20 protein-coding genes, 1 rRNA gene and 1 other annotated feature are annotated in these 20,211 nt (G+C 56.1%); of the genes, 7 read left to right on the forward strand and 14 right to left on the reverse strand.

Translation table 11 applies throughout. The features are described from left to right. From ABLU95_RS22275 to rluD, 4 genes are all read right to left on the reverse strand, one after another. Window positions 1-1,006, reverse strand: a 16S ribosomal RNA gene (locus ABLU95_RS22275); the annotation flags it as partial. A 464-nt stretch (window positions 1,007-1,470) separates the two neighbouring features. Continuing rightward, a complete protein-coding gene (gene clpB / locus ABLU95_RS22280) occupies window positions 1,471-4,044 on the reverse strand; it encodes an ATP-dependent chaperone ClpB (protein ID WP_348880408.1) in 2,574 nt (857 codons plus the stop codon). 128 nt (window positions 4,045-4,172) lie between these two features. Then, window positions 4,173-4,904, reverse strand: coding sequence for a purine nucleoside phosphorylase YfiH (yfiH, locus tag ABLU95_RS22285; protein ID WP_348880409.1), 732 nt, complete (start codon window positions 4,902-4,904; stop codon window positions 4,173-4,175). Then, window positions 4,901-5,881: a 23S rRNA pseudouridine(1911/1915/1917) synthase RluD gene (gene rluD, locus ABLU95_RS22290; RefSeq protein WP_023290681.1), complete on the reverse strand. Its 981-nt coding sequence runs from the start codon at window positions 5,879-5,881 to the stop codon at window positions 4,901-4,903. The genes yfiH and rluD overlap by 4 nt, the downstream gene beginning before the upstream one ends. A gap of 131 nt (window positions 5,882-6,012) precedes the next feature. Here rluD and bamD point away from each other — a divergent pair, with 131 nt between their 5' ends. The 4 genes from bamD to pheA all read left to right on the forward strand — a co-directional run bounded on the left by bamD (window position 6,013) and on the right by pheA (window position 8,772). Continuing rightward, window positions 6,013-6,750, forward strand: a complete 738-nt coding sequence (gene bamD / locus ABLU95_RS22295) for an outer membrane protein assembly factor BamD (protein WP_004145664.1) — start codon at window positions 6,013-6,015, stop codon at window positions 6,748-6,750. A 271-nt stretch (window positions 6,751-7,021) separates the two neighbouring features. Next, complete coding sequence (raiA, locus tag ABLU95_RS22300) at window positions 7,022-7,357, forward strand: ribosome-associated translation inhibitor RaiA (RefSeq protein WP_002914111.1); 336 nt, start codon at window positions 7,022-7,024, stop codon at window positions 7,355-7,357. 105 nt (window positions 7,358-7,462) lie between these two features. Beyond that, window positions 7,463-7,587, forward strand: a sequence feature (Phe leader region). After that, complete coding sequence (gene pheL / locus ABLU95_RS22305) at window positions 7,464-7,511, forward strand: pheA operon leader peptide PheL (RefSeq protein ID WP_100250063.1); 48 nt, start codon at window positions 7,464-7,466, stop codon at window positions 7,509-7,511. (Overlaps the previous feature by 48 nt.) 24 nt (window positions 7,588-7,611) lie before the next feature. Next, window positions 7,612-8,772 carry a bifunctional chorismate mutase/prephenate dehydratase gene (gene pheA, locus ABLU95_RS22310; protein ID WP_023290682.1) on the forward strand — a complete coding sequence of 387 codons (1,161 nt, stop codon included), beginning with the start codon at window positions 7,612-7,614 and terminating at the stop codon, window positions 8,770-8,772. Here the strand turns inward: pheA and ABLU95_RS22315 are convergent. The 3 genes from ABLU95_RS22315 to aroF form a co-directional block, all read right to left on the reverse strand. Next, window positions 8,769-9,641, reverse strand: a complete 873-nt coding sequence (locus tag ABLU95_RS22315; protein ID WP_023290683.1) for an SMP-30/gluconolactonase/LRE family protein — start codon at window positions 9,639-9,641, stop codon at window positions 8,769-8,771. The genes pheA and ABLU95_RS22315 overlap by 4 nt on opposite strands. Before the next feature lie 62 nt (window positions 9,642-9,703). Further along, a complete protein-coding gene (gene tyrA, locus ABLU95_RS22320; RefSeq protein WP_004206843.1) occupies window positions 9,704-10,825 on the reverse strand; it encodes a bifunctional chorismate mutase/prephenate dehydrogenase in 1,122 nt (373 codons plus the stop codon). 9 nt (window positions 10,826-10,834) lie between these two features. Next, window positions 10,835-11,905, reverse strand: a complete 1,071-nt coding sequence (aroF, locus tag ABLU95_RS22325) for a 3-deoxy-7-phosphoheptulonate synthase AroF (RefSeq protein WP_023290684.1) — start codon at window positions 11,903-11,905, stop codon at window positions 10,835-10,837. Window positions 11,906-12,247: 342 nt separating this feature from the next. On the opposite strand from aroF, the gene ABLU95_RS22330 reads away from it, so the two are divergent. From ABLU95_RS22330 to ABLU95_RS22340, 3 genes are read left to right on the forward strand one after another with little or no spacing between them, the layout of a single operon-like run. Continuing rightward, window positions 12,248-12,757, forward strand: a complete 510-nt coding sequence (locus ABLU95_RS22330; RefSeq protein ID WP_023290685.1) for a YfiR family protein — start codon at window positions 12,248-12,250, stop codon at window positions 12,755-12,757. Then, window positions 12,750-13,973, forward strand: coding sequence for a diguanylate cyclase DgcN (gene dgcN, locus ABLU95_RS22335; RefSeq protein ID WP_023290686.1), 1,224 nt, complete (start codon window positions 12,750-12,752; stop codon window positions 13,971-13,973). The genes ABLU95_RS22330 and dgcN overlap by 8 nt, the downstream gene beginning before the upstream one ends. A gap of 13 nt (window positions 13,974-13,986) precedes the next feature. Continuing rightward, the gene (locus ABLU95_RS22340; RefSeq protein ID WP_023290687.1) at window positions 13,987-14,469 is read left to right on the forward strand and encodes an OmpA family protein; all 483 of its coding nucleotides are present in this window, start codon (window positions 13,987-13,989) and stop codon (window positions 14,467-14,469) included. Between the two features lie 8 nt (window positions 14,470-14,477). Here the strand turns inward: ABLU95_RS22340 and ABLU95_RS22345 are convergent, their stop codons facing one another. The 7 genes from ABLU95_RS22345 to ffh form a co-directional block, all read right to left on the reverse strand. Beyond that, window positions 14,478-15,836: a PepSY-associated TM helix domain-containing protein gene (locus ABLU95_RS22345; protein WP_348880410.1), complete on the reverse strand. Its 1,359-nt coding sequence runs from the start codon at window positions 15,834-15,836 to the stop codon at window positions 14,478-14,480. A gap of 57 nt (window positions 15,837-15,893) precedes the next feature. Then, the gene (locus ABLU95_RS22350) at window positions 15,894-16,352 is read right to left on the reverse strand and encodes a DUF2946 domain-containing protein (RefSeq protein ID WP_032453748.1); all 459 of its coding nucleotides are present in this window, start codon (window positions 16,350-16,352) and stop codon (window positions 15,894-15,896) included. Between the two features lie 119 nt (window positions 16,353-16,471). Next, window positions 16,472-16,819 carry a 50S ribosomal protein L19 gene (gene rplS, locus ABLU95_RS22355; protein ID WP_002914145.1) on the reverse strand — a complete coding sequence of 116 codons (348 nt, stop codon included), beginning with the start codon at window positions 16,817-16,819 and terminating at the stop codon, window positions 16,472-16,474. 39 nt (window positions 16,820-16,858) lie between these two features. Beyond that, entirely contained in the window at window positions 16,859-17,626 is a 768-nt protein-coding gene (trmD, locus tag ABLU95_RS22360; protein ID WP_002914147.1) for a tRNA (guanosine(37)-N1)-methyltransferase TrmD, read from the reverse strand. Between the two features lie 31 nt (window positions 17,627-17,657). Further along, a complete protein-coding gene (gene rimM / locus ABLU95_RS22365) occupies window positions 17,658-18,206 on the reverse strand; it encodes a ribosome maturation factor RimM (protein WP_004150977.1) in 549 nt (182 codons plus the stop codon). A gap of 18 nt (window positions 18,207-18,224) precedes the next feature. Then, window positions 18,225-18,473, reverse strand: a complete 249-nt coding sequence (gene rpsP / locus ABLU95_RS22370; protein ID WP_002914149.1) for a 30S ribosomal protein S16 — start codon at window positions 18,471-18,473, stop codon at window positions 18,225-18,227. 248 nt (window positions 18,474-18,721) lie between these two features. Continuing rightward, window positions 18,722-20,086 carry a signal recognition particle protein gene (gene ffh / locus ABLU95_RS22375; protein WP_002914152.1) on the reverse strand — a complete coding sequence of 455 codons (1,365 nt, stop codon included), beginning with the start codon at window positions 20,084-20,086 and terminating at the stop codon, window positions 18,722-18,724. Between the last annotated feature and the right edge of the window lie 125 nt (window positions 20,087-20,211).

The raw sequence follows: 20,211 nt of genomic DNA on the forward strand, positions 1-20,211 counted from the left end.
AAGTTCTGTGGATGTCAAGACCAGGTAAGGTTCTTCGCGTTGCATCGAATTAAACCACATGCTCCACCGCTTGTGCGGGCCCCCGTCAATTCATTTGAGTTTTAACCTTGCGGCCGTACTCCCCAGGCGGTCGATTTAACGCGTTAGCTCCGGAAGCCACGCCTCAAGGGCACAACCTCCAAATCGACATCGTTTACGGCGTGGACTACCAGGGTATCTAATCCTGTTTGCTCCCCACGCTTTCGCACCTGAGCGTCAGTCTTTGTCCAGGGGGCCGCCTTCGCCACCGGTATTCCTCCAGATCTCTACGCATTTCACCGCTACACCTGGAATTCTACCCCCCTCTACAAGACTCTAGCCTGCCAGTTTCGAATGCAGTTCCCAGGTTGAGCCCGGGGATTTCACATCCGACTTGACAGACCGCCTGCGTGCGCTTTACGCCCAGTAATTCCGATTAACGCTTGCACCCTCCGTATTACCGCGGCTGCTGGCACGGAGTTAGCCGGTGCTTCTTCTGCGGGTAACGTCAATCGACAAGGTTATTAACCTTATCGCCTTCCTCCCCGCTGAAAGTGCTTTACAACCCGAAGGCCTTCTTCACACACGCGGCATGGCTGCATCAGGCTTGCGCCCATTGTGCAATATTCCCCACTGCTGCCTCCCGTAGGAGTCTGGACCGTGTCTCAGTTCCAGTGTGGCTGGTCATCCTCTCAGACCAGCTAGGGATCGTCGCCTAGGTGAGCCGTTACCCCACCTACTAGCTAATCCCATCTGGGCACATCTGATGGCATGAGGCCCGAAGGTCCCCCACTTTGGTCTTGCGACGTTATGCGGTATTAGCTACCGTTTCCAGTAGTTATCCCCCTCCATCAGGCAGTTTCCCAGACATTACTCACCCGTCCGCCGCTCGTCACCCGAGAGCAAGCTCTCTGTGCTACCGCTCGACTTGCATGTGTTAGGCCTGCCGCCAGCGTTCAATCTGAGCCATGATCAAACTCTTCAATTTAAGTTTGATGCTCAAAGAATTAAACTTCGTAATGAATTACGTGTTCACTCTTGAGACTTGGTATTCATTTTTCGTCCGAGGACGTTAAGAATCCATGTCACTTTGAGTGCCCACACAGATTGTCTGATAAATTGTTAAAGAGCAGTTGCGACGCGCTTTAGCGCTCTGTCGCGAGGTCCCGTATAATACGTTTTCCTCATTCAGAGTCAAGCGCTTATTTTGCTTTTCTCTGTCGGTTTTCAACGTTGCTTTCGCTGTTGAATCCTGCTGTCCCGGCGGCTTGCTTGCCGTTGTTCCGTGTCAGTGGAGGCGCATTATAGGGGGTAATTCTGAAGTGACAAGGATAAATTCAAAAAAAGAATTCAACCGCTCACTTTTCAACCAAATCAGGTGTTGAGCTTTAATTCTTGCCTGGTTTTTAAACAAAAACGAGCCCGCTGGGCCCGTTTTTGTCGTTTTGTGACTTACTGCACTGCCACGATACGGTCGTCTTTCACTACCAGCTCGACGGTTTTACCCGGAATCAGCTCACCAGAAAGGATCTGCTGGGCTAACGGGTTCTCAATCTGCTGCTGAATAGCGCGTTTCAGTGGCCGCGCGCCGTATACCGGATCGTACCCGTTGGCGCTTAGCAGCTTCAGCGCCTCATCAGACATCCGCACTTCATATCCGCGCTCTTCCAGACGTTTATACAGACGCTGCAGCTGGATCTGGGCAATAGAAGCAATGTGTTTCTCACCCAGCGGATGGAAAACCACCACTTCATCGATACGGTTGATGAACTCCGGACGGAAGTTCTGGCTGACCACTCCCAGCACCAGGTCTTTCATATGTCCGTAATCCAGCTCGCCGAACCGTTCCTGAATCAGATCGGAACCAAGGTTCGAGGTCATGATGACCACCGTATTACGGAAGTCGACCGTTCTCCCCTGCCCATCGGTGAGGCGCCCGTCGTCGAGTACCTGCAGCAGAATGTTGAACACATCCGGGTGCGCTTTTTCCACTTCATCCAGCAGGATGACGGAATAAGGACGACGGCGCACCGCCTCGGTCAGGTAACCGCCCTCTTCATAACCGACGTATCCCGGAGGCGCACCGACCAGACGCGAGACGGAGTGTTTCTCCATAAACTCGGACATATCGATACGCACCATCGCGTCGTCGCTGTCGAACATAAAGTTAGCCAGCGTTTTACACAGCTCGGTTTTACCGACCCCGGTCGGACCGAGGAACAGGAATGAACCAATCGGTCGGTTCGGATCGGATAGCCCAGCACGGCTGCGGCGAATCGCGTTAGATACCGCTTCAACCGCCTCATCCTGGCCAATTACCCGATGATGCAGTTCCTGCTCCATACGCAGCAGTTTGTCACGCTCGCTTTCCATCATGCGGGAGACAGGGATACCGGTCCAGCGGGCCAGCACTTCGGCGATTTCAGCATCCGTCACTTTATTACGCAGCAGACGCATGGTTTTCCCTTCGGACTGAGTGGCTGCCGCCAGCTGTTTCTCCAGTTCCGGAATTTTGCCGTACTGCAGCTCAGACATCCGCGCCAGGTCACCGACGCGACGCGCCTGTTCGATGGCGATTTTCGCCTGCTCCAGCTCGGCTTTGATGGTCTGAGTGCCGGAGAGGGACGCTTTTTCCGCTTTCCACTCTTCTTCCAGCACCGAGTACTGCCGTTCTTTATCCGCCAGCTCCTCGTTGAGCATATCAAGACGCTTCAGACTCGCCTCATCAGACTCTTTCTTCAGCGCCTGCTGCTCCAGTTTCAACTGGATGATACGGCGATCGAGACGGTCCAGCTCTTCCGGCTTCGAGTCGATCTGCATACGGATGCTGGACGCCGCCTCATCAATAAGGTCGATGGCTTTATCCGGCAGCTGACGGTCGGCAATGTAACGATGCGACAAGGTCGCCGCCGCCACGATTGCCGGGTCAGTGATCTGCACGTGGTGGTGCAGTTCATAACGTTCTTTCAGGCCGCGCAGAATAGCGATGGTATCTTCTACCGATGGCTCGGCGACGAACACTTTCTGGAAGCGGCGCTCCAGCGCAGCGTCTTTTTCAATGTACTGACGGTATTCGTCAAGCGTCGTCGCCCCGACGCAGTGCAGTTCACCACGCGCCAGCGCCGGCTTGAGCATGTTGCCTGCATCCATCGCGCCATCGGCTTTACCGGCGCCAACCATGGTATGCAGTTCATCGATAAACAGAATGACGTTGCCTTCCTGTTTCGACAGCTCGGTCAGCACGCCTTTCAGACGCTCTTCAAACTCACCGCGGTATTTCGCCCCGGCCACCAGCGCGCCCATATCCAGCGCCAGCACCCGGCGGCCTTTCAGCCCTTCCGGCACTTCGCCGTTGACGATACGTTGCGCCAGGCCTTCGACGATAGCGGTTTTCCCCACCCCGGGTTCACCAATCAGCACCGGATTGTTTTTGGTACGGCGCTGCAGTACCTGAATGGTACGGCGGATCTCTTCATCACGGCCGATAACCGGGTCCAGCTTGCCCTGCTCGGCACGCTCGGTGAGATCGACGGTAAATTTCTTCAATGCCTGACGTTGGTCTTCGGCACCCTGATCGTTCACGCTTTCACCTCCGCGCATTTGTTCAATCGCCTGAGTCACGTTGGCGGTTGTTGCTCCGGCGGATTTTAAAAGGTCGGTCAGCGTACCGCGTGATTCAAGCGCCGCCAGAACAAACAGTTCTGACGAAATAAAATTGTCCTTTTTCTTTTGCGCCAGCTTGTCGCAAAGGTTCAGGATCCGCACTAAATCCTGAGAAGGTTGTACATCGCCGCCGGTGCCTTCCACCTGCGGTAAACGGCTCAGAGCCTGTTCGATGTCAGTGCGCAGTTTCCCGGCATTCACGCCCGCCGAGGTTAATAAAGGACGTACCGATCCCCCTTCCTGATTCAGCAAGGCGCTCATTAAATGAAGAGGTTCGATGAATTGGTTGTCGTGCCCGAGTGCGAGCGACTGGGCATCGGCAAGAGCAAGCTGGAATTTATTGGTAAGACGATCCAGACGCATAACTCCTCCCATAACAGGTCAAATTTGCTACTGGAGATTAAATGAGGTCATCCCTCAATTATTCAAGGTTAAAGACCTGAACTATGCGAAAAATAAGTTTGCCTTCTGGATCGTCTTGATTCTCTAGGTTATATCAGCCAAATGAAACTTGCCATACGACCGGTGGTCTTGTCGCGCCGGTAAGAGAAAAAATCATCCTTTTCGCTTAGCGTGCAGCGATCGCCGCCGAAAATCTGCTCAACGCCGACGTTTGCCAGACGCTGCCGAGCCAGTTGGTAGATATCAGCAAAATATTTTTCGCCTGCCGGACGAAAAGCACGGTGCGCATTCTCATCCTTCGCCATAAAAGCGTCGCGAACTTCTGGCCCCACCTCAAACGCCTGCGGACCGATGGCGGGCCCCAGCCACGCCATAATGTTTTCGGCTTTATCGGCGAAACGGGCGACCGTCTCTTCCAGAACCCCTTCGCATAAGCCGCGCCATCCCGCATGCGCCGCGGCGACTTCGGTACCGGCGCGGTTACAGAACAGGACCGGCAGGCAGTCAGCGGTCATCACCGCGCAGACAGTCCCTGGCGTACGGCTATAAGAGGCATCCGCGCGTTTCGACGGATAGGGTCCGCCGTCCAGCGTGAGCACATCGGTACCATGAACCTGCTCCAGCCAAACCGGGTAAGACGGCAAGCCGCCGGCGGCAAACATCCGCCGCCGGTTTTCTTCGACATGCTGCAGATTGTCGCCGCAATGGGCGCCCAGATTGAGCGAGTCATAGGGCGGCAGACTCACGCCGCCGATGCGGGTAGAACTACAGGCCGCCACGCCGCCGGGCATTGGCCACTGCGGTACAATCAGTTTAGTCATAACCAGTCAATATCGTCCTTATGGGCTTCAAAATCGGCGCGCATCGCCTCGATGAGCTCGACCATATCTTGTGGGATGGGCGCATGCCACTCCATTTCAATACCGGTAATCGGATGGTACAGACGCAGCATGGTGGCGTGCAGCGCCTGGCGGTCGAATTTACGCAGCGCGGTGATGAATTCCTCCGACGCGCCCTTCGGCGGACGCGGGCGGCCGCCATACACCTGGTCGCCTACCAGCGGATGGGTAATATGCGACATATGCACGCGGATCTGATGCGTACGCCCGGTTTCCAGACGCAGGCGCAGACGGGTATGAATGCGGAAATGTTCCATAATGCGGTAGTGGGTCACCGCCGGTTTGCCCATAGGGTGCACCGCCATATGGGTACGCTTGGTCGGGTGACGGCTGATCGGCTCTTCCACCGTACCGCCGGCAGTCATATGACCGATCGCCACCGCTTCGTACTCACGGGTGATCTCGCGCAGCTGCAGCGACTCCACCAGCCGGGTTTGCGCTGGAATGGTTTTCGCCACCACCATCAGACCGGTGGTGTCTTTATCCAGACGGTGGACGATACCCGCACGCGGCACATCGGCAATAGGCGGATAGTAGTGCAGCAGCGCATTCAGCACAGTACCGTCGGGGTTGCCCGCGCCAGGATGTACAACCAGATCGCGCGGTTTGTTGATCACGAGGATGTCGTCATCTTCGTAAACGATATTGAGCGGAATATCCTGCGGCTGGAAGCGCGCCTCTTCTTCGATTTCCACATCGATAGCGATGCGTTCTCCCCCCAGCACTTTTTCTTTCGGTTTATCGCCAATGGCGCCATTGACTAATACGCGTTGGTCGAGGATCCATTCTTTTATCCGCGATCGCGAATAATCAGGGAACAATTCGGCCAAAGCCTGATCTAAGCGTTGACCGAGTTGATTTTCGGTCACCGTTGCGGTGAGTTGTACTCGTTGTGCCATATACAGCTTCTTCGTTTAACGTTGGGTTTTACGGCTTTGCCGTTTAATATAGTGTGCTATTGTAGCTGGTCTTAATCGGGAGCAGGAACAGAGATTCTCCCGCATAAACATTTTGAGGAAGTCAAAACGTCATGACGCGCATGAAATACCTGGTGGCAGCCGCCACACTGAGCCTGGCTTTGGTGGGTTGCTCCGGCTCTAAGGAAGAGGTGCCTGATAATCCGCCGAATGAAATCTACGCGACCGCCCAGCAAAAACTGCAGGACGGTAACTGGAAACAGGCGATAACGCAACTGGAAGCGTTGGATAACCGTTATCCATTCGGCCCTTATTCCCAACAGGTACAGCTGGATCTGATTTATGCGTATTACAAAAACGCCGATCTGCCGCTGGCTCAGGCCGCCATCGATCGCTTCATGCGCTTGAACCCCACACATCCGAACATCGACTACGTCATCTATATGCGCGGCCTGACCAACATGGCTCTGGATGACAGCGCCCTGCAGGGCTTCTTCGGCGTCGATCGTTCCGACCGCGATCCGCAGCACGCGCGCGATGCCTTCAATGACTTCTCCAAACTGGTACGTGGCTACCCGAACAGCCAGTATGCCACTGACGCCTATAAGCGCATGGTGTTCCTGAAAGATCGCCTGGCGAAGTATGAGCTGTCGGTGGTGGATTACTACACCGACCGCGGCGCATGGGTTGCCGTCGTTAACCGCGTGGAAGGTATGATGCGTAACTATCCGGATACCCAGGCCACCCGCGATGCCCTGCCGAAGATGGAAAACGCCTATCGTCAAATGCAGATGAACGCTCAGGCGGACAAAGTCGCGAAGATTATCGCCGCGAACAGCAAGAACACCTGAGCCTGATTCATAGATCGCAAACGGCAGCCACTGGCTGCCGTTTTTTTATCCATTATCCTGGCTAGCTGAAGCGGTTTAGCGCCGGGTTAACTCATCAAATATGGCCTGCTTTGTCGGGTTCGACAAGTAAAATCTCACCTCTTCCTGCCCTGTCTCACAAAATGAATTCGTTGACAAAAAGTGACAATAAAATGTGATTTAGATCACACATTTTGACATTGGGAAAGGTATGCTGGATTCACCAAGACGGGAAAGACAAGAGGTAAAATTTATGACAATGAACATTACCAGTAAACAAATGGAAATTACTCCGGCAATCCGCCAGCATGTCGCAGACCGTCTCGCCAAACTGGATAAGTGGCAAACTCATTTAATTAACCCGCACATCATTCTGTCTAAGGAGCCGCAGGGTTTTATCGCTGATGCAACCATTAACACGCCAAACGGCCATCTGGTTGCCAGTGCGCGTCATGAAGATATGTACGCCGCCATTAACGAATTGATCAACAAGCTGGAACGGCAGCTCAATAAAGTGCAACACAAAGGGGAAGCCCGCCGCGCCGCGACATCGGTGAAAGAGGCAGGCTTTGTGGAAGAAGAAGAGTAATCCTTAACTTAAGTTGTGTCATGCCACGCGCCTTCGGGCGCGTTTTTTATTGACAGAGTGAAAACAGTACAGGTACTGTAATCCCCACTACTTAAAGGAATTCATCATGAAACTCGTCCCGTTCTTCTTCGCATTCTTTTTTACCTTCCCCTGACCGGGAGGCAATTCGTCGTATAAGAAAGAATGCGAAGACGAACAATAAGGCCTCCCACCCGGGAGGCCTTTTTTATTTGATAACAACAAAGGCAACATCTATGACCGAGGAAAACCCATTACTGGCGCTGCGCGATAAGATAAGCGCGCTGGATGAGAAACTGCTTGCTCTGCTGGCGGAGCGTCGCGGGCTGGCTGTTGAGGTTGGTAAAGCCAAACTGGCCTCCCATCGTCCGGTGCGTGATATTGACCGCGAACGCGATCTGCTGGAGCGTCTGATGACCCTCGGCAAGCGTCATAATCTGGATGCACACTACATCACCCGCCTGTTTCAGCTGATTATCGAAGACTCTGTTCTGACCCAGCAAACCCTGCTGCAGCAGCATTTGAATAAAATTAACCCGCATTCAGCTCGCGTGGCGTTCCTCGGTCCCAAAGGCTCTTATTCGCATCTGGCGGCGCGTCAGTACGCCGCTCGCCACTTTGAGCAGTTTATTGAAAGCGGCTGCGCGAAGTTCGCCGATATTTTTAATCAGGTGGAGACCGGTCAGGCCGATTACGCCGTAGTGCCGATTGAAAACACCAGCTCCGGCGGGATCAACGACGTCTACGATCTGCTGCAGCACACCAGCCTGTCGATCGTTGGCGAACTGACGATCCCTATCGATCATTGCGTACTGGTCAGCACCTCGACGGATGCCGATAAAATTCAGACCGTCTACAGCCATCCGCAGCCGTTCCAGCAGTGTAGCCAGTATCTGAGTCGCTACCCGCACTGGAAGATTGAATATACCGAGAGCACCTCAGCGGCGATGGAAAAAGTCGCGCAGGCGAACTCCCCGGCCGTCGCGGCACTGGGCAGCGAAGCGGGCGGCGCCCTGTACGGTCTGCAGGTACTGGAGCACTGCCAGGCCAACCAGACGCAGAATATTACGCGCTTCCTCGTTCTGGCGCGCAAAGCGGTGAACGTCTCCGATCAGGTTCCGGCGAAGACCACGCTGTTAATGGCGACCGGTCAGCAGGCGGGCGCCCTGGTGGAGGCCTTACTGGTGCTGCGCAATCACAATCTGATCATGACCAAACTGGAGTCTCGCCCAATCCATGGCAATCCATGGGAAGAGATGTTTTATCTCGATATTCAGGCAAACCTGGACTCGCTGCCCATGCGCAAGGCGCTGAAGGAGCTGGCGGAGATCACCCGCTCCATGAAGGTTCTCGGTTGCTACCCCAGCGAAAACGTCGTGCCGGTGGATCCGGTTTAGCGTTCGCGGAATGGTAATTTCTTCATCCCTGCCACCGCCACCGGCAGGGTGAAGATAGCGCCGGACAGCGGATACTGCGCCAGCTCATCGTCCTCCATGTTTTCCCGGGTGGTGGTGATGTAGAGCGTTTTCATATCCGCCCCGCCAAAGCAGACCATCGTCGGGCAACGTACCGGCATCGGGTAGGACTCCAGCTCCTCACCCTGCGGAGAGAAACGGGCGATCCGCCAGCCGTCAAACATTGCGCTCCAGTAACATCCCTCCACGTCAATCGCCGCCCCGTCCGGGATCCCTTCGCCCGGCAGAAAACGGCGAAAGACTTCGCGCCGGCCAGGCTCACCCTGCTCATCCAGCGGCGTACGGTAAATCACGGCGTTCGGCGTATCGGAGGTATACATCCAGCGCCGGTCGGCGCTAAACGCCAGACCGTTGGCGCCATGGATGTCGCACTGGATCACCGTCGGCTTCAGGTCGTTATCGACCCGCATCAGCAGCGCGCCGTTGTAATCCCCCGGGCCCCAGAAGGTGCCGGCATAAAAGCGCCCGTCGCGATCGGTCCCGCCGTCGTTAAAGCGTGCCAGTTCCGGGTTGCTCGGGTTATCGCAGACTTTCCGCCGCAGCAGACCGTGGGCGTCGGTCAGCCAGATACCGCTGCGCAATGCAACGATAAAACCGCCCTTCTCGCGCAGGGAAAAACAGCCGACCTCCTCCGGAAACTGCAGCACCTGGTGTTCGCCGCTGCGGGTATCGTAGCGGTGAATTTCACATTCCATGATATCGGCCCAGTAGAGGGCCTGCTCTGCCTCACTCCAGGTCGGGCATTCCGGCAGGTATCCGGTGTAGTCAAACAGCGGTTGTGGTTCAGCCATCGTTGTCATCCCTATAAAAAAAGCCAGCGGTCGCTGGCTTTATTGTATACATCTTTTTCGCTTTACTGCCGATTATCGTTCGCCTGACGCAGCAGCGTGCGGCTCTCGCTCTGGAAACGCTGGGCGTAATCGCCAAACCAGTGTTCGACTTTACGGAAGCTATCGATAAACGCCTGCTTATCGCCCTGCTCCAGCAGACCGATCGCCTCGCCAAACCGCTGGTAGTAGCGCTTAATCAGCGCCAGGTTGTTTTCCGAGGACATAATAATGTCGGCGTAGAGCTGCGGATCCTGGGCAAACAGACGGCCCACCATCGCCAGCTCCAGCCGGTAAATGGGTGACGAGAGCGCCAGCAACTGCTCAAGGCGCACATTCTCTTCCGCCAGATGCAGACCATAGGCGAAGGTGGCAAAGTGGCGCAACGCCTGAATAAAGGCCATGTTCTGATCGTGCTCCACCGCGCTGATGCGATGCAGGCGCGCGCCCCAGACCTGAATTTGCTCGAGGAACCACTGATAGGCCTCCGGCTGGCGGCCATCGCAATAGACCACCACCTGCTTGGCAAGGCTGCCGCTGTCCGGACCGAACATCGGGTGCAGGCCGAGTACCGGGCCCTGATGCGCCGCCAGCATCGCCTGCAGCGGCTCTGCTTTAACCGAGGCAAGGTCGACCAGAATGCAATCCGCCGGCAGCGGCGGCAGCCTGGCGATCGTCTCCACGGTGGTGTGAATCGGCACGCTGACAATGACCATACCGGCATCGGCGACGATATCCGTCGCCCGCGCCCAGTCCTCTTTTTCCAGAATGCGCACCTGGTAGCCGGACAGCGTTAACATCTTCTCAAACAGACGCCCCATCTGCCCGCCGCCGCCGACGATCACCACCGGCCTCAGATTCGGGTAAAGGGTTTTGAAGCCTTTGTCGTTTTCGCTGGAATAGGATTCGCGCATCACGCGACGCAGAACGTCCTCGATCAGATCCGGCGGAACGCCGAGCGCAGCCGCCTCTTCACGCCGGGAGGCGAGCATCGCCGCCTCGCGTTCCGGGACGTAAATCGGCAGGCCATACTGGCTCTTCACCTCGCCGACTTCGGCCACCAGTTCCAGGCGCTTAGCCAGCAGGCTAAGCAACGCTTTATCCACTTCATCAATTTGATCGCGTAACGCGGTCAGTTCAGCAACCATACTTTCCTCTTACACCAAACGGGCCGCCAGGTGGCCGCGGAGATCCTTATCCAGTTCACGCAGCAGCGCATCGGTGGTTTCCCAGCTGATGCAGGCATCCGTTACCGAAACGCCGTATTTCATCGCCTCACGCGGCTGTTCAGAGGACTGATTGCCCTCGTGGATATTACTCTCGATCATCAGGCCGATAATGGAGCGATTGCCATCTTTGATCTGCGCGACAACGGATTCAGCCACGGCCGGCTGGCGGCGGAAATCTTTATTGGAGTTCCCATGACTGCAATCTACCATCAGCGACGGCTTCAGTCCCGCCTGCGCCATCTCTTTTTCACATTTCTCCACATCTTCCGGCCCGTAGTTCGGCGCCTTACCGCCGCGGAGGATCACATGGCCGTTCGGGTTACCCTGCGTTTGCAGCAGGCAGACCTGCCCGGCCTGGTTGATACCGACGAAGCGGTGCGGCATCGCCGCGGCGCGCATGGCGTTGATAGCCGTGGCCAGGCTACCGTCGGTGCCATTTTTAAAGCCTACCGGCATGGAAAGACCAGAGGCCATTTCGCGGTGCGTCTGAGATTCCGTGGTTCGCGCGCCGATGGCGGACCAGCTGAACAGATCCCCAAGGTACTGCGGGCTGTTGGGATCCAGCGCTTCCGTCGCCAGCGGCAGTCCCATATTCACAAGCTCGACCAGCAGACGACGCGCAATCTTCAGGCCGCCTTCAACATCAAACGAACCATCCATATGCGGATCGTTAATCAGCCCCTTCCAGCCGACGGTGGTACGGGGTTTTTCAAAATAGACGCGCATCACCAGGTAGAGGCTATCGCTGACCTCTGCGGCAAGGGCTTTAAACCGACGAGCATATTCGATCGCCGCTTCCGGATCGTGAATGGAGCAAGGACCGCAGACCACCAGCAGGCGCGGATCGCGACCGGCGATGATATTGGAGATGGTTTCACGGGCGTGCGCGATCTGCGCCTCCTGTTCAACGCTCAGGGGGAATTCCGCCTTCAGTTGCTCCGGGGTCATTAATACATGTTCGTCGGTAATATGTACGTTGTTCAGCGCGTCTTTTTGCATGATTGCGATCCTGTGTAGCTCGTTTGCGATAAGGGTTGCCTCAGCGGGCATGACGTAACGATACCATACGAAGTAAAGAATTCAATCCATATTCCGTAAATTTTACTTTACAGTGATAAATTAATTGGCCCTTACCACGGCATTAACCGTACAATAATATTTACAGATAGTGAAATCGCGCCAAAATTGCTCGCCAGCGTCATCGGCATTACGAAAAATCCTGGTGAGATTTGTCCCAAAGCAAAGGGCGCATCTAATGACGGGTTTTGCTATCAGTGGTATTCTTCGCCGGGCATCGGCAGCGGCTCTTCCCGCGCTATGGCGAATTTGACGGAAGCGTTAATGACAGTATTACACCGTCTTTTATTGACTGTATTTTTTCTCATCGCGGTATCTCCTGTTTTTGCTGCCGGACCTTCAGAACATGTTCGCGCTATTGTTTCCGGGATCGTGACCTACACCCGTTGGCCGTCATTAACAGGGGCGCCGAAGCTATGCATTTTTGCCTCATCACGCTTCACCCATAGCCTGGCTCATGAAGCGCCGGATGCATTGCCTTATCAACCGGTGATAGTACGTAATAGTGAAGAAGCGTTAAAAACGACCTGCGATGGTTTTTATTTTGGCAGCGAAACGCCGACCCAACAGTCGGAATTAACTCGCCGCTATGGCTCGAGGCCGCTGTTACTCATCGCAGAACAAAATACGGATTGCTCAATTGGTAGCGCGTTTTGCCTGATCATCAACGACGACAGGGTCCGCTTCTCCGTTAATCTGGACGTTCTGACGCACAGCGGGGTTCGGGTTAACCCGGACGTCCTGATGCTTGCCCGGAAGAAACCACATGAATAAGGACTTTTCACAGACATCGCGCCCGACGTTCAAACGCGCGCTGCGTCGCATTAGCGTGATAAGCGTGGTGATCTCCATGACGCTGGTCTGGCTGCTGCTGAGCACGGCCTCTATTTTCACGCTCAAGCAGTACGCGCAGAAAAATCTTGAGCTCACTGCCGCGACTATGGGCCGCAGCCTCGAAGCCGCCCTGGTGTTTGGCGACAGCGCGGCAGCAGAGGAGACCCTCGCTTCGCTGGGGAAGCAAGGGCAGATTTCCCAGGCGATCGTGCTCAACGGCCAGAAGCAGCACTTCGCCGCCTGGCGCCACGAACCGCTTGCCAACAAAGAACAAGTGAGCGGCCTTATCAGTAAATGGCTGTTTCCGGAGCCCACGGTGCAGCCCATCTGGCACCAGGGGAAACAAATCGGCGAGCTGCGACTGACCGCGCTTGACGAACTGATTAGCCACTTTCTCGGCATCTCGATTCTGGTACTGACCGGCAGCATTCTGCTCGCCTCCTTCATCGGCCTGCTGCTGACCCACTCCCTGCACCGGGGGATCGTCGCCGCCCTGCAGAGCATCACCGAGGTCGTGCATGATATTCGCGAAAACCGCCACTTCTCCCGGCGGGTGCCGGAGGAGCGTATCGAGGAGTTCCATCTGTTTGCCCAGGACTTTAACAGTCTGCTGGGGGAGATGGAGGACTGGCAGCGCCAGTTGCAGGCCAAAAATGCTCAGCTGTTGCGCAGCTCGTTACACGATCCGTTGACCGGCCTGGCTAACCGCGCCGCCTTTCGCAACGCGCTCGCCGAGCTGATGAAAAATGAAGTGGATCACCAGACCTCAGCGTTACTGTTTCTCGATGGCGATAACTTCAAATTGATCAATGACAACTGGGGACATGCGGCGGGCGATAAAGTGCTGATGGAAGTCGCCAGCCGCCTGATGACTTTCGCCGGTAAACGCCATCTGGCGTGGCGTCTTGGCGGCGACGAGTTTGCCGTTCTGCTGCGCGAGGTGCGCTCGGAAGCAGAAGTCCAGGCCCTGTGCCAGGCGCTGTCAGAACAATTTCTTCCGCCATTCAACCTGCACAATGGCCATAGCGCCACGCTCTCGCTGAGCGTCGGTTATGCCCTGGCGTGGGAACACGCCACGGCGGAATCACTGCAAGAACTTGCCGATCAGAATATGTATCGGATGAAAAACCAACGTATCCAGCAGATGCTGAAATAATAAAGGACGCATTATGATCAGGAAATATTTCGCCCCCGCCCTGATGGCGGCGGCGCTTTTGACAGGTTGCCAGGCTCCTCAGGGAAAATTTACCCCCGAGCAGGTGGCGGCGATGAAATCTTATGGCTTCACTGAAAGCAATGGTGATTGGTCCCTGGGCTTATCCGATAGCATCCTGTTTGACAAGAATGACTACCGACTACGTCCCGACAGCCGCCAGCAGATCACCCAAATGGCCTCGCGACTGGCGACAACCGGGATTACACATAGCCGCCTTGAAGGCCACACCGATAATTATGGTGAGGATAGTTATAACGAAGCCCTGTCGCTTAAGCGGGCCAACAGCGTAGCCGATGCCTGGGCGGAAGGCGCCCATATCCCGCGCAGTAATTTAGTCACCCGCGGCCTTGGCAAAAAATACCCGATCGCCAGCAACGATACCGCGGCCGGGCGCGCTGAAAACCGCCGGGTCACGGTGGTCATCAGCACGCCGTAGACGTCCGCTTAATCGCTGGACTTCGCTATCCTCATTGCCGTTGCCGCGCGCCAGCGCAGGTAGTCAACGGCAATGAACAGCACCAGGCTGATCCCCATCAACGGCATGGCCAGCCCCAGGGCTAACGCTATCCCCAGCACCAGCCCACGGGCAGGCCAGGCGAGCGACAGCCATGCCTGCAGCAGGGAATGCGCCGGATCCCAGACGGCCTGTGGCGGACGGCGTATCCACCACAGCCGGTACCCCACGCCGATGGTTACGCACATCGCGCAGCCAAACCCCACCAGCAGCAGCTGATTCGCCAGACCAAAGAGGATCCCCATATGGAAATCGACGCCCCAGCGGGTAAGCTTCGCCATCAGCGGAAAGTCGGCAAAATGGGTGCGATCCACCACCTGCATCGTGGCGCCATCGATCGCCACCGCGTCCACCTGCGTCGGCCAGCGGCGGTCAATCTCATTCACCGTCCAGGCGCGTTCGTCTGACACCGGCGGACGGATCTCCAGCCGGCTGGCGTTCAGCCCCGCCTGACGGGCCACCGCCAGCGCCTGGTCAAACTGCGCTGGCTGATGCTGGGTCATGGCCATCGCCTCCCTATGATGCCCGGCATGGGGATCGTGCGCCTTCGGCGCCTCACCGTGCAGCAGGGTATTGACCTGCGGCGTCCACCAGCCGAAAGCCGCCCGCATTTTATCCACATTGCCGCCGGCCCATTGCGACCAGGTCAGGCCGGTGGCGGAGAAGAGCAGCATGCCCAGCAGTAAGCACCAGCCCAACGTCACGTGCAGCCGACGATGATTCTGCAGGGCGTTATTGAGCCGCCGTTTTGGACGCGTCATCGCCCACAGGGCAATGCCCCCCAGCGCGGCCACCCACATCCATGAGGCAGCCAGTTCGCTGTAGAGCCGCCCGCTGTCGCCCAGCAGCAGCGAACGATGCGCATAGTCAATCCACTGCCGCAGCGGCAGGATGCCGCTGGTGCCGTAGACCGTCATATCGCCCTTCACCCGCAGCGCGATCGGATCGACAAAAATGGCCCGGGATTCCGACTCCCCGAGACTCGGATCGGCAAACATAATGCGGGTGGTCTCGCCCACCGCGGGGGCCGGACGTACCGCCAGCAGCCGCAGATTACCCTGGGTCGCTTCTTCTGCCACCGCAATCTGGGCGCTGAGCGGCTGCGGGGTGCCTTCGGGAAGGCCATACAGCGCATCGTGATAAAGCCAGTTTTCCAGCTGCGGCGTCGCCACGTACAGCGTGCCGGTCAGGGCAGCGACAAAGATAAACGGTCCGATAAACAGCCCGATATAGAAATGGAGGCGACGCAGCAGGTTCAGCCATGCCGCGCGCGAGGTGCAGGTTGTCATACTTTTCCTTTTTCAAAGCAAAAAGAGGTCGTTGCGCAGTGCGCAGATTCATTTTTATTAAAGGGAAAAAGCAGACAGCCGCGGCGGGGCGCGGGTTTCGGGGTAAAGCCAGGGAAAGTAGCGCCAGTGTTTTAATACCGGCCGAGAAGCCGGCAGGCGAATGCGCCGCAGGAGCATGGCGACGAACAGCGCCAGCGCGAAAAGCAGACCCGGGACATGGGCTAACAGCACGCAATAGCCACATGCTTCAGCATGATCCAGCGGCAGTTCGTGTCCGGTATGCGTAGCGCCGTCTGCGCTATGCGTCATCGCCATCTCGTGGCCAGGCATCTGCGCCATACTCGCTGGCGAGCTGTCCATCATCATGGCGTGGTGCATGCCGGGCATGGCGCTCATGGGGTCTTTTTGCAGGGAGACGGAGATTAGGGGAGCCACGACGATCAGCAGGATCGCCAACAGCGCCAGCCAGGCGGCTCGCCGTTTAGGTGTCGTTTGCTGAAAACTGTTGCTGACCACCGCCCCTCCGAATAGAGGGCGTATTGTAAATGATTTACATCACGATGGTTACAACAAAGATAAAAAAAGGGCCGGCCCTGAGGCCAGCCCTTTTTGTCAGGATGTCGCGAAAGCGAATCTTAGTTAAGACGCTCTTTGATACGAGCAGACTTACCAGTGCGCTCACGCAGGTAGTACAGTTTAGCTTTACGTACAGCACCACGACGTTTAACAGCAATGCTGTCAACTACCGGAGAGTGAGTCTGGAAGACACGCTCAACGCCTTCGCCGTTGGAAATTTTGCGAACAGTGAATGCAGAGTGCAGACCGCGGTTACGAATAGCGATAACCACGCCCTCGAATGCCTGCAGACGTTTTTTGGAACCTTCAACAACCCATACTTTCACTTCCACGGTATCACCCGGACGGAAGGAAGGTACGTCCTGCTTCATCTGTTCTTGTTCAAGTTGCTTAATAATGTTGCTCATAATTTAATCTCTTATCCTGGGTAAACTGATATTGGGGGCTCACGCCTGCCCATCATGTTTATGCTGCTGTTGCGCGTGTTCAGTTTTGAACTCCGCCAGCAGCTTTGCTTGCTCTTCAGTCAGAGCCAGGTTTTCCAGAAGTTCAGGTCTTCTAAGCCAGGTTCGGCCCAGCGACTGCTTCAGACGCCAGCGACGTATCTCAGCATGGTTTCCCGACAGCAATACTGGCGGTACTTCCATCTCTTCTAACACTTCAGGACGGGTATAGTGGGGACAATCCAGCAACCCATCAGCAAAGGAATCTTCCGTTGCTGATGCTTCATGGCCCAGTACCCCCGGAATGAACCGGGAAACGGAGTCAATCAGCGTCATTGCCGGTAACTCACCACCGCTGAGAACGTAATCGCCGATTGACCATTCTTCGTCAATTTCGGTTTGGATTACGCGCTCGTCTATCCCTTCGTAGCGACCGCACACCAGAATCAGTTTCTGATTCGTTGCCAGTTCGCTGACGCCCGCTTGATCAAGCTTGCGTCCCTGAGGTGACAGATAAATCACCTTCGCGCCTTCACCTGCCGCGGCTTTTGCTGCATGAATGGCATCCCGTAAGGGTTGCACCATCATTAGCATCCCCGGTCCGCCGCCGTAAGGACGATCGTCCACGGTACGGTGCCGGTCATGCGTGAAGTCGCGAGGACTCCAGCTTTCGATGCTCAGCAGGCCATTTTTTACTGCCCGGCCAGTTACCCCGTAATCGGTAATTGCGCGGAACATTTCAGGAAACAGGCTAATTATGCCAATCCACATAGCGCCGTCTTTTACCGTTTATCCGGAGAATTTAAAAACCAGGATCCCAATCTACTTCGATAGTACGCGTAGTGAGATCGACTTTCTTGATAACCTGCCCATCGAGGAACGGAACCAACCGCTCCTTGATACCAAATGCATCTTTCAGGTTTGCCTTGATGACGAGCACGTCATTAGACCCGGTTTCCATCATATCGATGACTTTACCGAGGCTATAGCCTTCCGTTGTCACTACCTGGCAGCCCATCAGGTCTTTCCAGTAGTAGTCACCCTCTTCCAGCTCCGGCAACTGCGATGAATCCACGATAATTTCGCAATTAGTCAGTAGATTCGCGGCATCACGATCGTCAACGCCTTTCAGCTTGATGATGATGTCCTGATTGTGGTGGCGCCAGCTTTCCAGCTCAACGACCTGCCACTGACCCGCCTTCTGGATTAACCAGGGCTGATAGTCAAAAATGCTTTCGGCGTCTTCGGTGGAGGAAAACACTCTGAGCCAACCACGGATACCGTAGGAAGAACCCATTTTCCCCAATACGATCGGATCAACAGGTGCTTGTGCGGTGTGTTGCTTGCTCATCATGACCACCGTGACAGATTAAGCTGCTTTGTTAGCGGCTTTGATCAGCGCGGCAACGCGATCGGAAACAGTAGCGCCCTGGCCAACCCAGTGAGCGATACGATCCAGATCCAGGCGAGTCTCTTCTTCCGCACCGTTAGCGATCGGGTTGAAGAAACCAACGCGCTCGATGAAGCGACCGTTGCGTGCATTACGGCTGTCGGTGACAACAACCTGGTAGAACGGACGCTTTTTAGCGCCGTGACGTGCTAAACGAATAGTTACCATAACATCCTCTTGTGTGAATAAAACAACCGGGCCCCATCGAGGAACGGAGCCCGGTGTCATATTAAAAGCCCGAAAATTTTACTGATTTCTGGGGAAAATGCAATCAGCAGTTGATAAGTCTGCTGTAAAAGGCCGTCGGCGGTGCAGTCAGTTCGCTGCCGGCGTGCGCGCAGCCACCGGAACGTACACGTAGTACGTGAGGATGGCGAGCACACCCCGGTGGCGAAATGGCAAACAAGCCAGGCCGATTAGCGGCCCGGGAAGCCTGGCGGCATCATCCCTTTCATGCCACGCATCATCTTCATCATGCCGCCTTTCGACTTCATCTTCTTCATCATGCGCTGCATGTCGTCAAACTGCTTGAGCAGACGGTTCACATCCTGCACCTGCATCCCGCAGCCGGCGGCGATACGGCGCTTACGTGAACCTTTGATGATTTCCGGCTTGGCGCGCTCTTTCAGGGTCATCGAGTTGATGATCGCCTCCATACGTACCAGCACTTTGTCATCCATCTGCGCTTTCACGTTGTCCGGGATCTGGCCCATACCCGGCAGCTTGCCCATCAGGCTGGCCATGCCGCCCATGTTTTTCATCTGGCGCAGCTGCTCAAGGAAGTCGGTGAGATCGAAACCGTCGCCTTTCTTCAGCTTGGAGGCCAGCTTCTCGGCCTGCGCGCGGTCGACTTTGCTCTCGATATCTTCGATCAGCGACAGCACGTCGCCCATGCCGAGGATGCGGGAGGCGACGCGGTCCGGATGGAACGGCTCCAGCGCTTCGGTTTTCTCGCCGACGCCGAGGAATTTAATCGGCTTGCCGGTAATATGGCGAATCGACAGCGCCGCGCCGCCACGGGCGTCGCCGTCCACTTTGGTCAGCACCACACCGGTCAGCGGCAGCGCTTCGTTAAAGGCTTTGGCGGTATTCGCCGCATCCTGGCCGGTCATCGCATCGACGACGAACAGGGTTTCAACCGGATTAATGGCGGCGTGGACGTGCTTAATTTCGTCCATCATCGCTTCGTCAACGTGCAGACGACCGGCGGTATCCACCAGCAGCACGTCGTAGAATTTGAGCTTCGCTTCTTTCAGCGCCGCGTTGACGATATCAACCGGCTTCTGGCCGACGTCGGACGGGAAGAAGTCGACGCCGACCTGCTCGGCCAGGGTCTCCAGCTGTTTGATCGCCGCCGGGCGGTAAACGTCCGCGGAGACCACCAGCACTTTCTTCTTGTGCTTCTCGCGCAGGAATTTCCCCAGCTTACCGACGCTGGTGGTTTTACCGGCACCCTGCAGGCCCGCCATCAGCACCACCGCCGGCGGCTGCGCCGCCAGGTCGAGGGTCTGGTTCTCTTCGCCCATCGCCGCTACCAGCTCGTTGCGGACGATTTTGACGAACTCCTGACCCGGTGTCAGGCTTTTATTGACTTCATGGCCGACCGCGCTCTCTTTGACGCGGCTGATGAAATCACGTACCACCGGAAGCGCAACGTCCGCTTCCAGCAGCGCCATGCGCACTTCGCGCAGGGTGTCTTTAATATTGTCTTCTGTAAGGCGTCCGCGGCCGCTAATGTTGCGCAGCGTACGCGACAAACGATCGGTTAAATTATCAAACATTGTCTCTCGCCTGAGGTGGAAACGGTCGGTCGCCGCAGCGACACACAAAACGAATGTGGCGGAGTATAACACGACATCAATCTGAATGTGCTGCAACGGTTGGAGCAGAGGCCTGCTGACGTTAT

Origin of the sequence: Klebsiella sp. GG_Kp146 (assembly GCF_040061975.1) — a bacterium.
GTDB classification, from domain to species: Bacteria; Pseudomonadota; Gammaproteobacteria; order Enterobacterales; family Enterobacteriaceae; genus Klebsiella; species Klebsiella quasipneumoniae.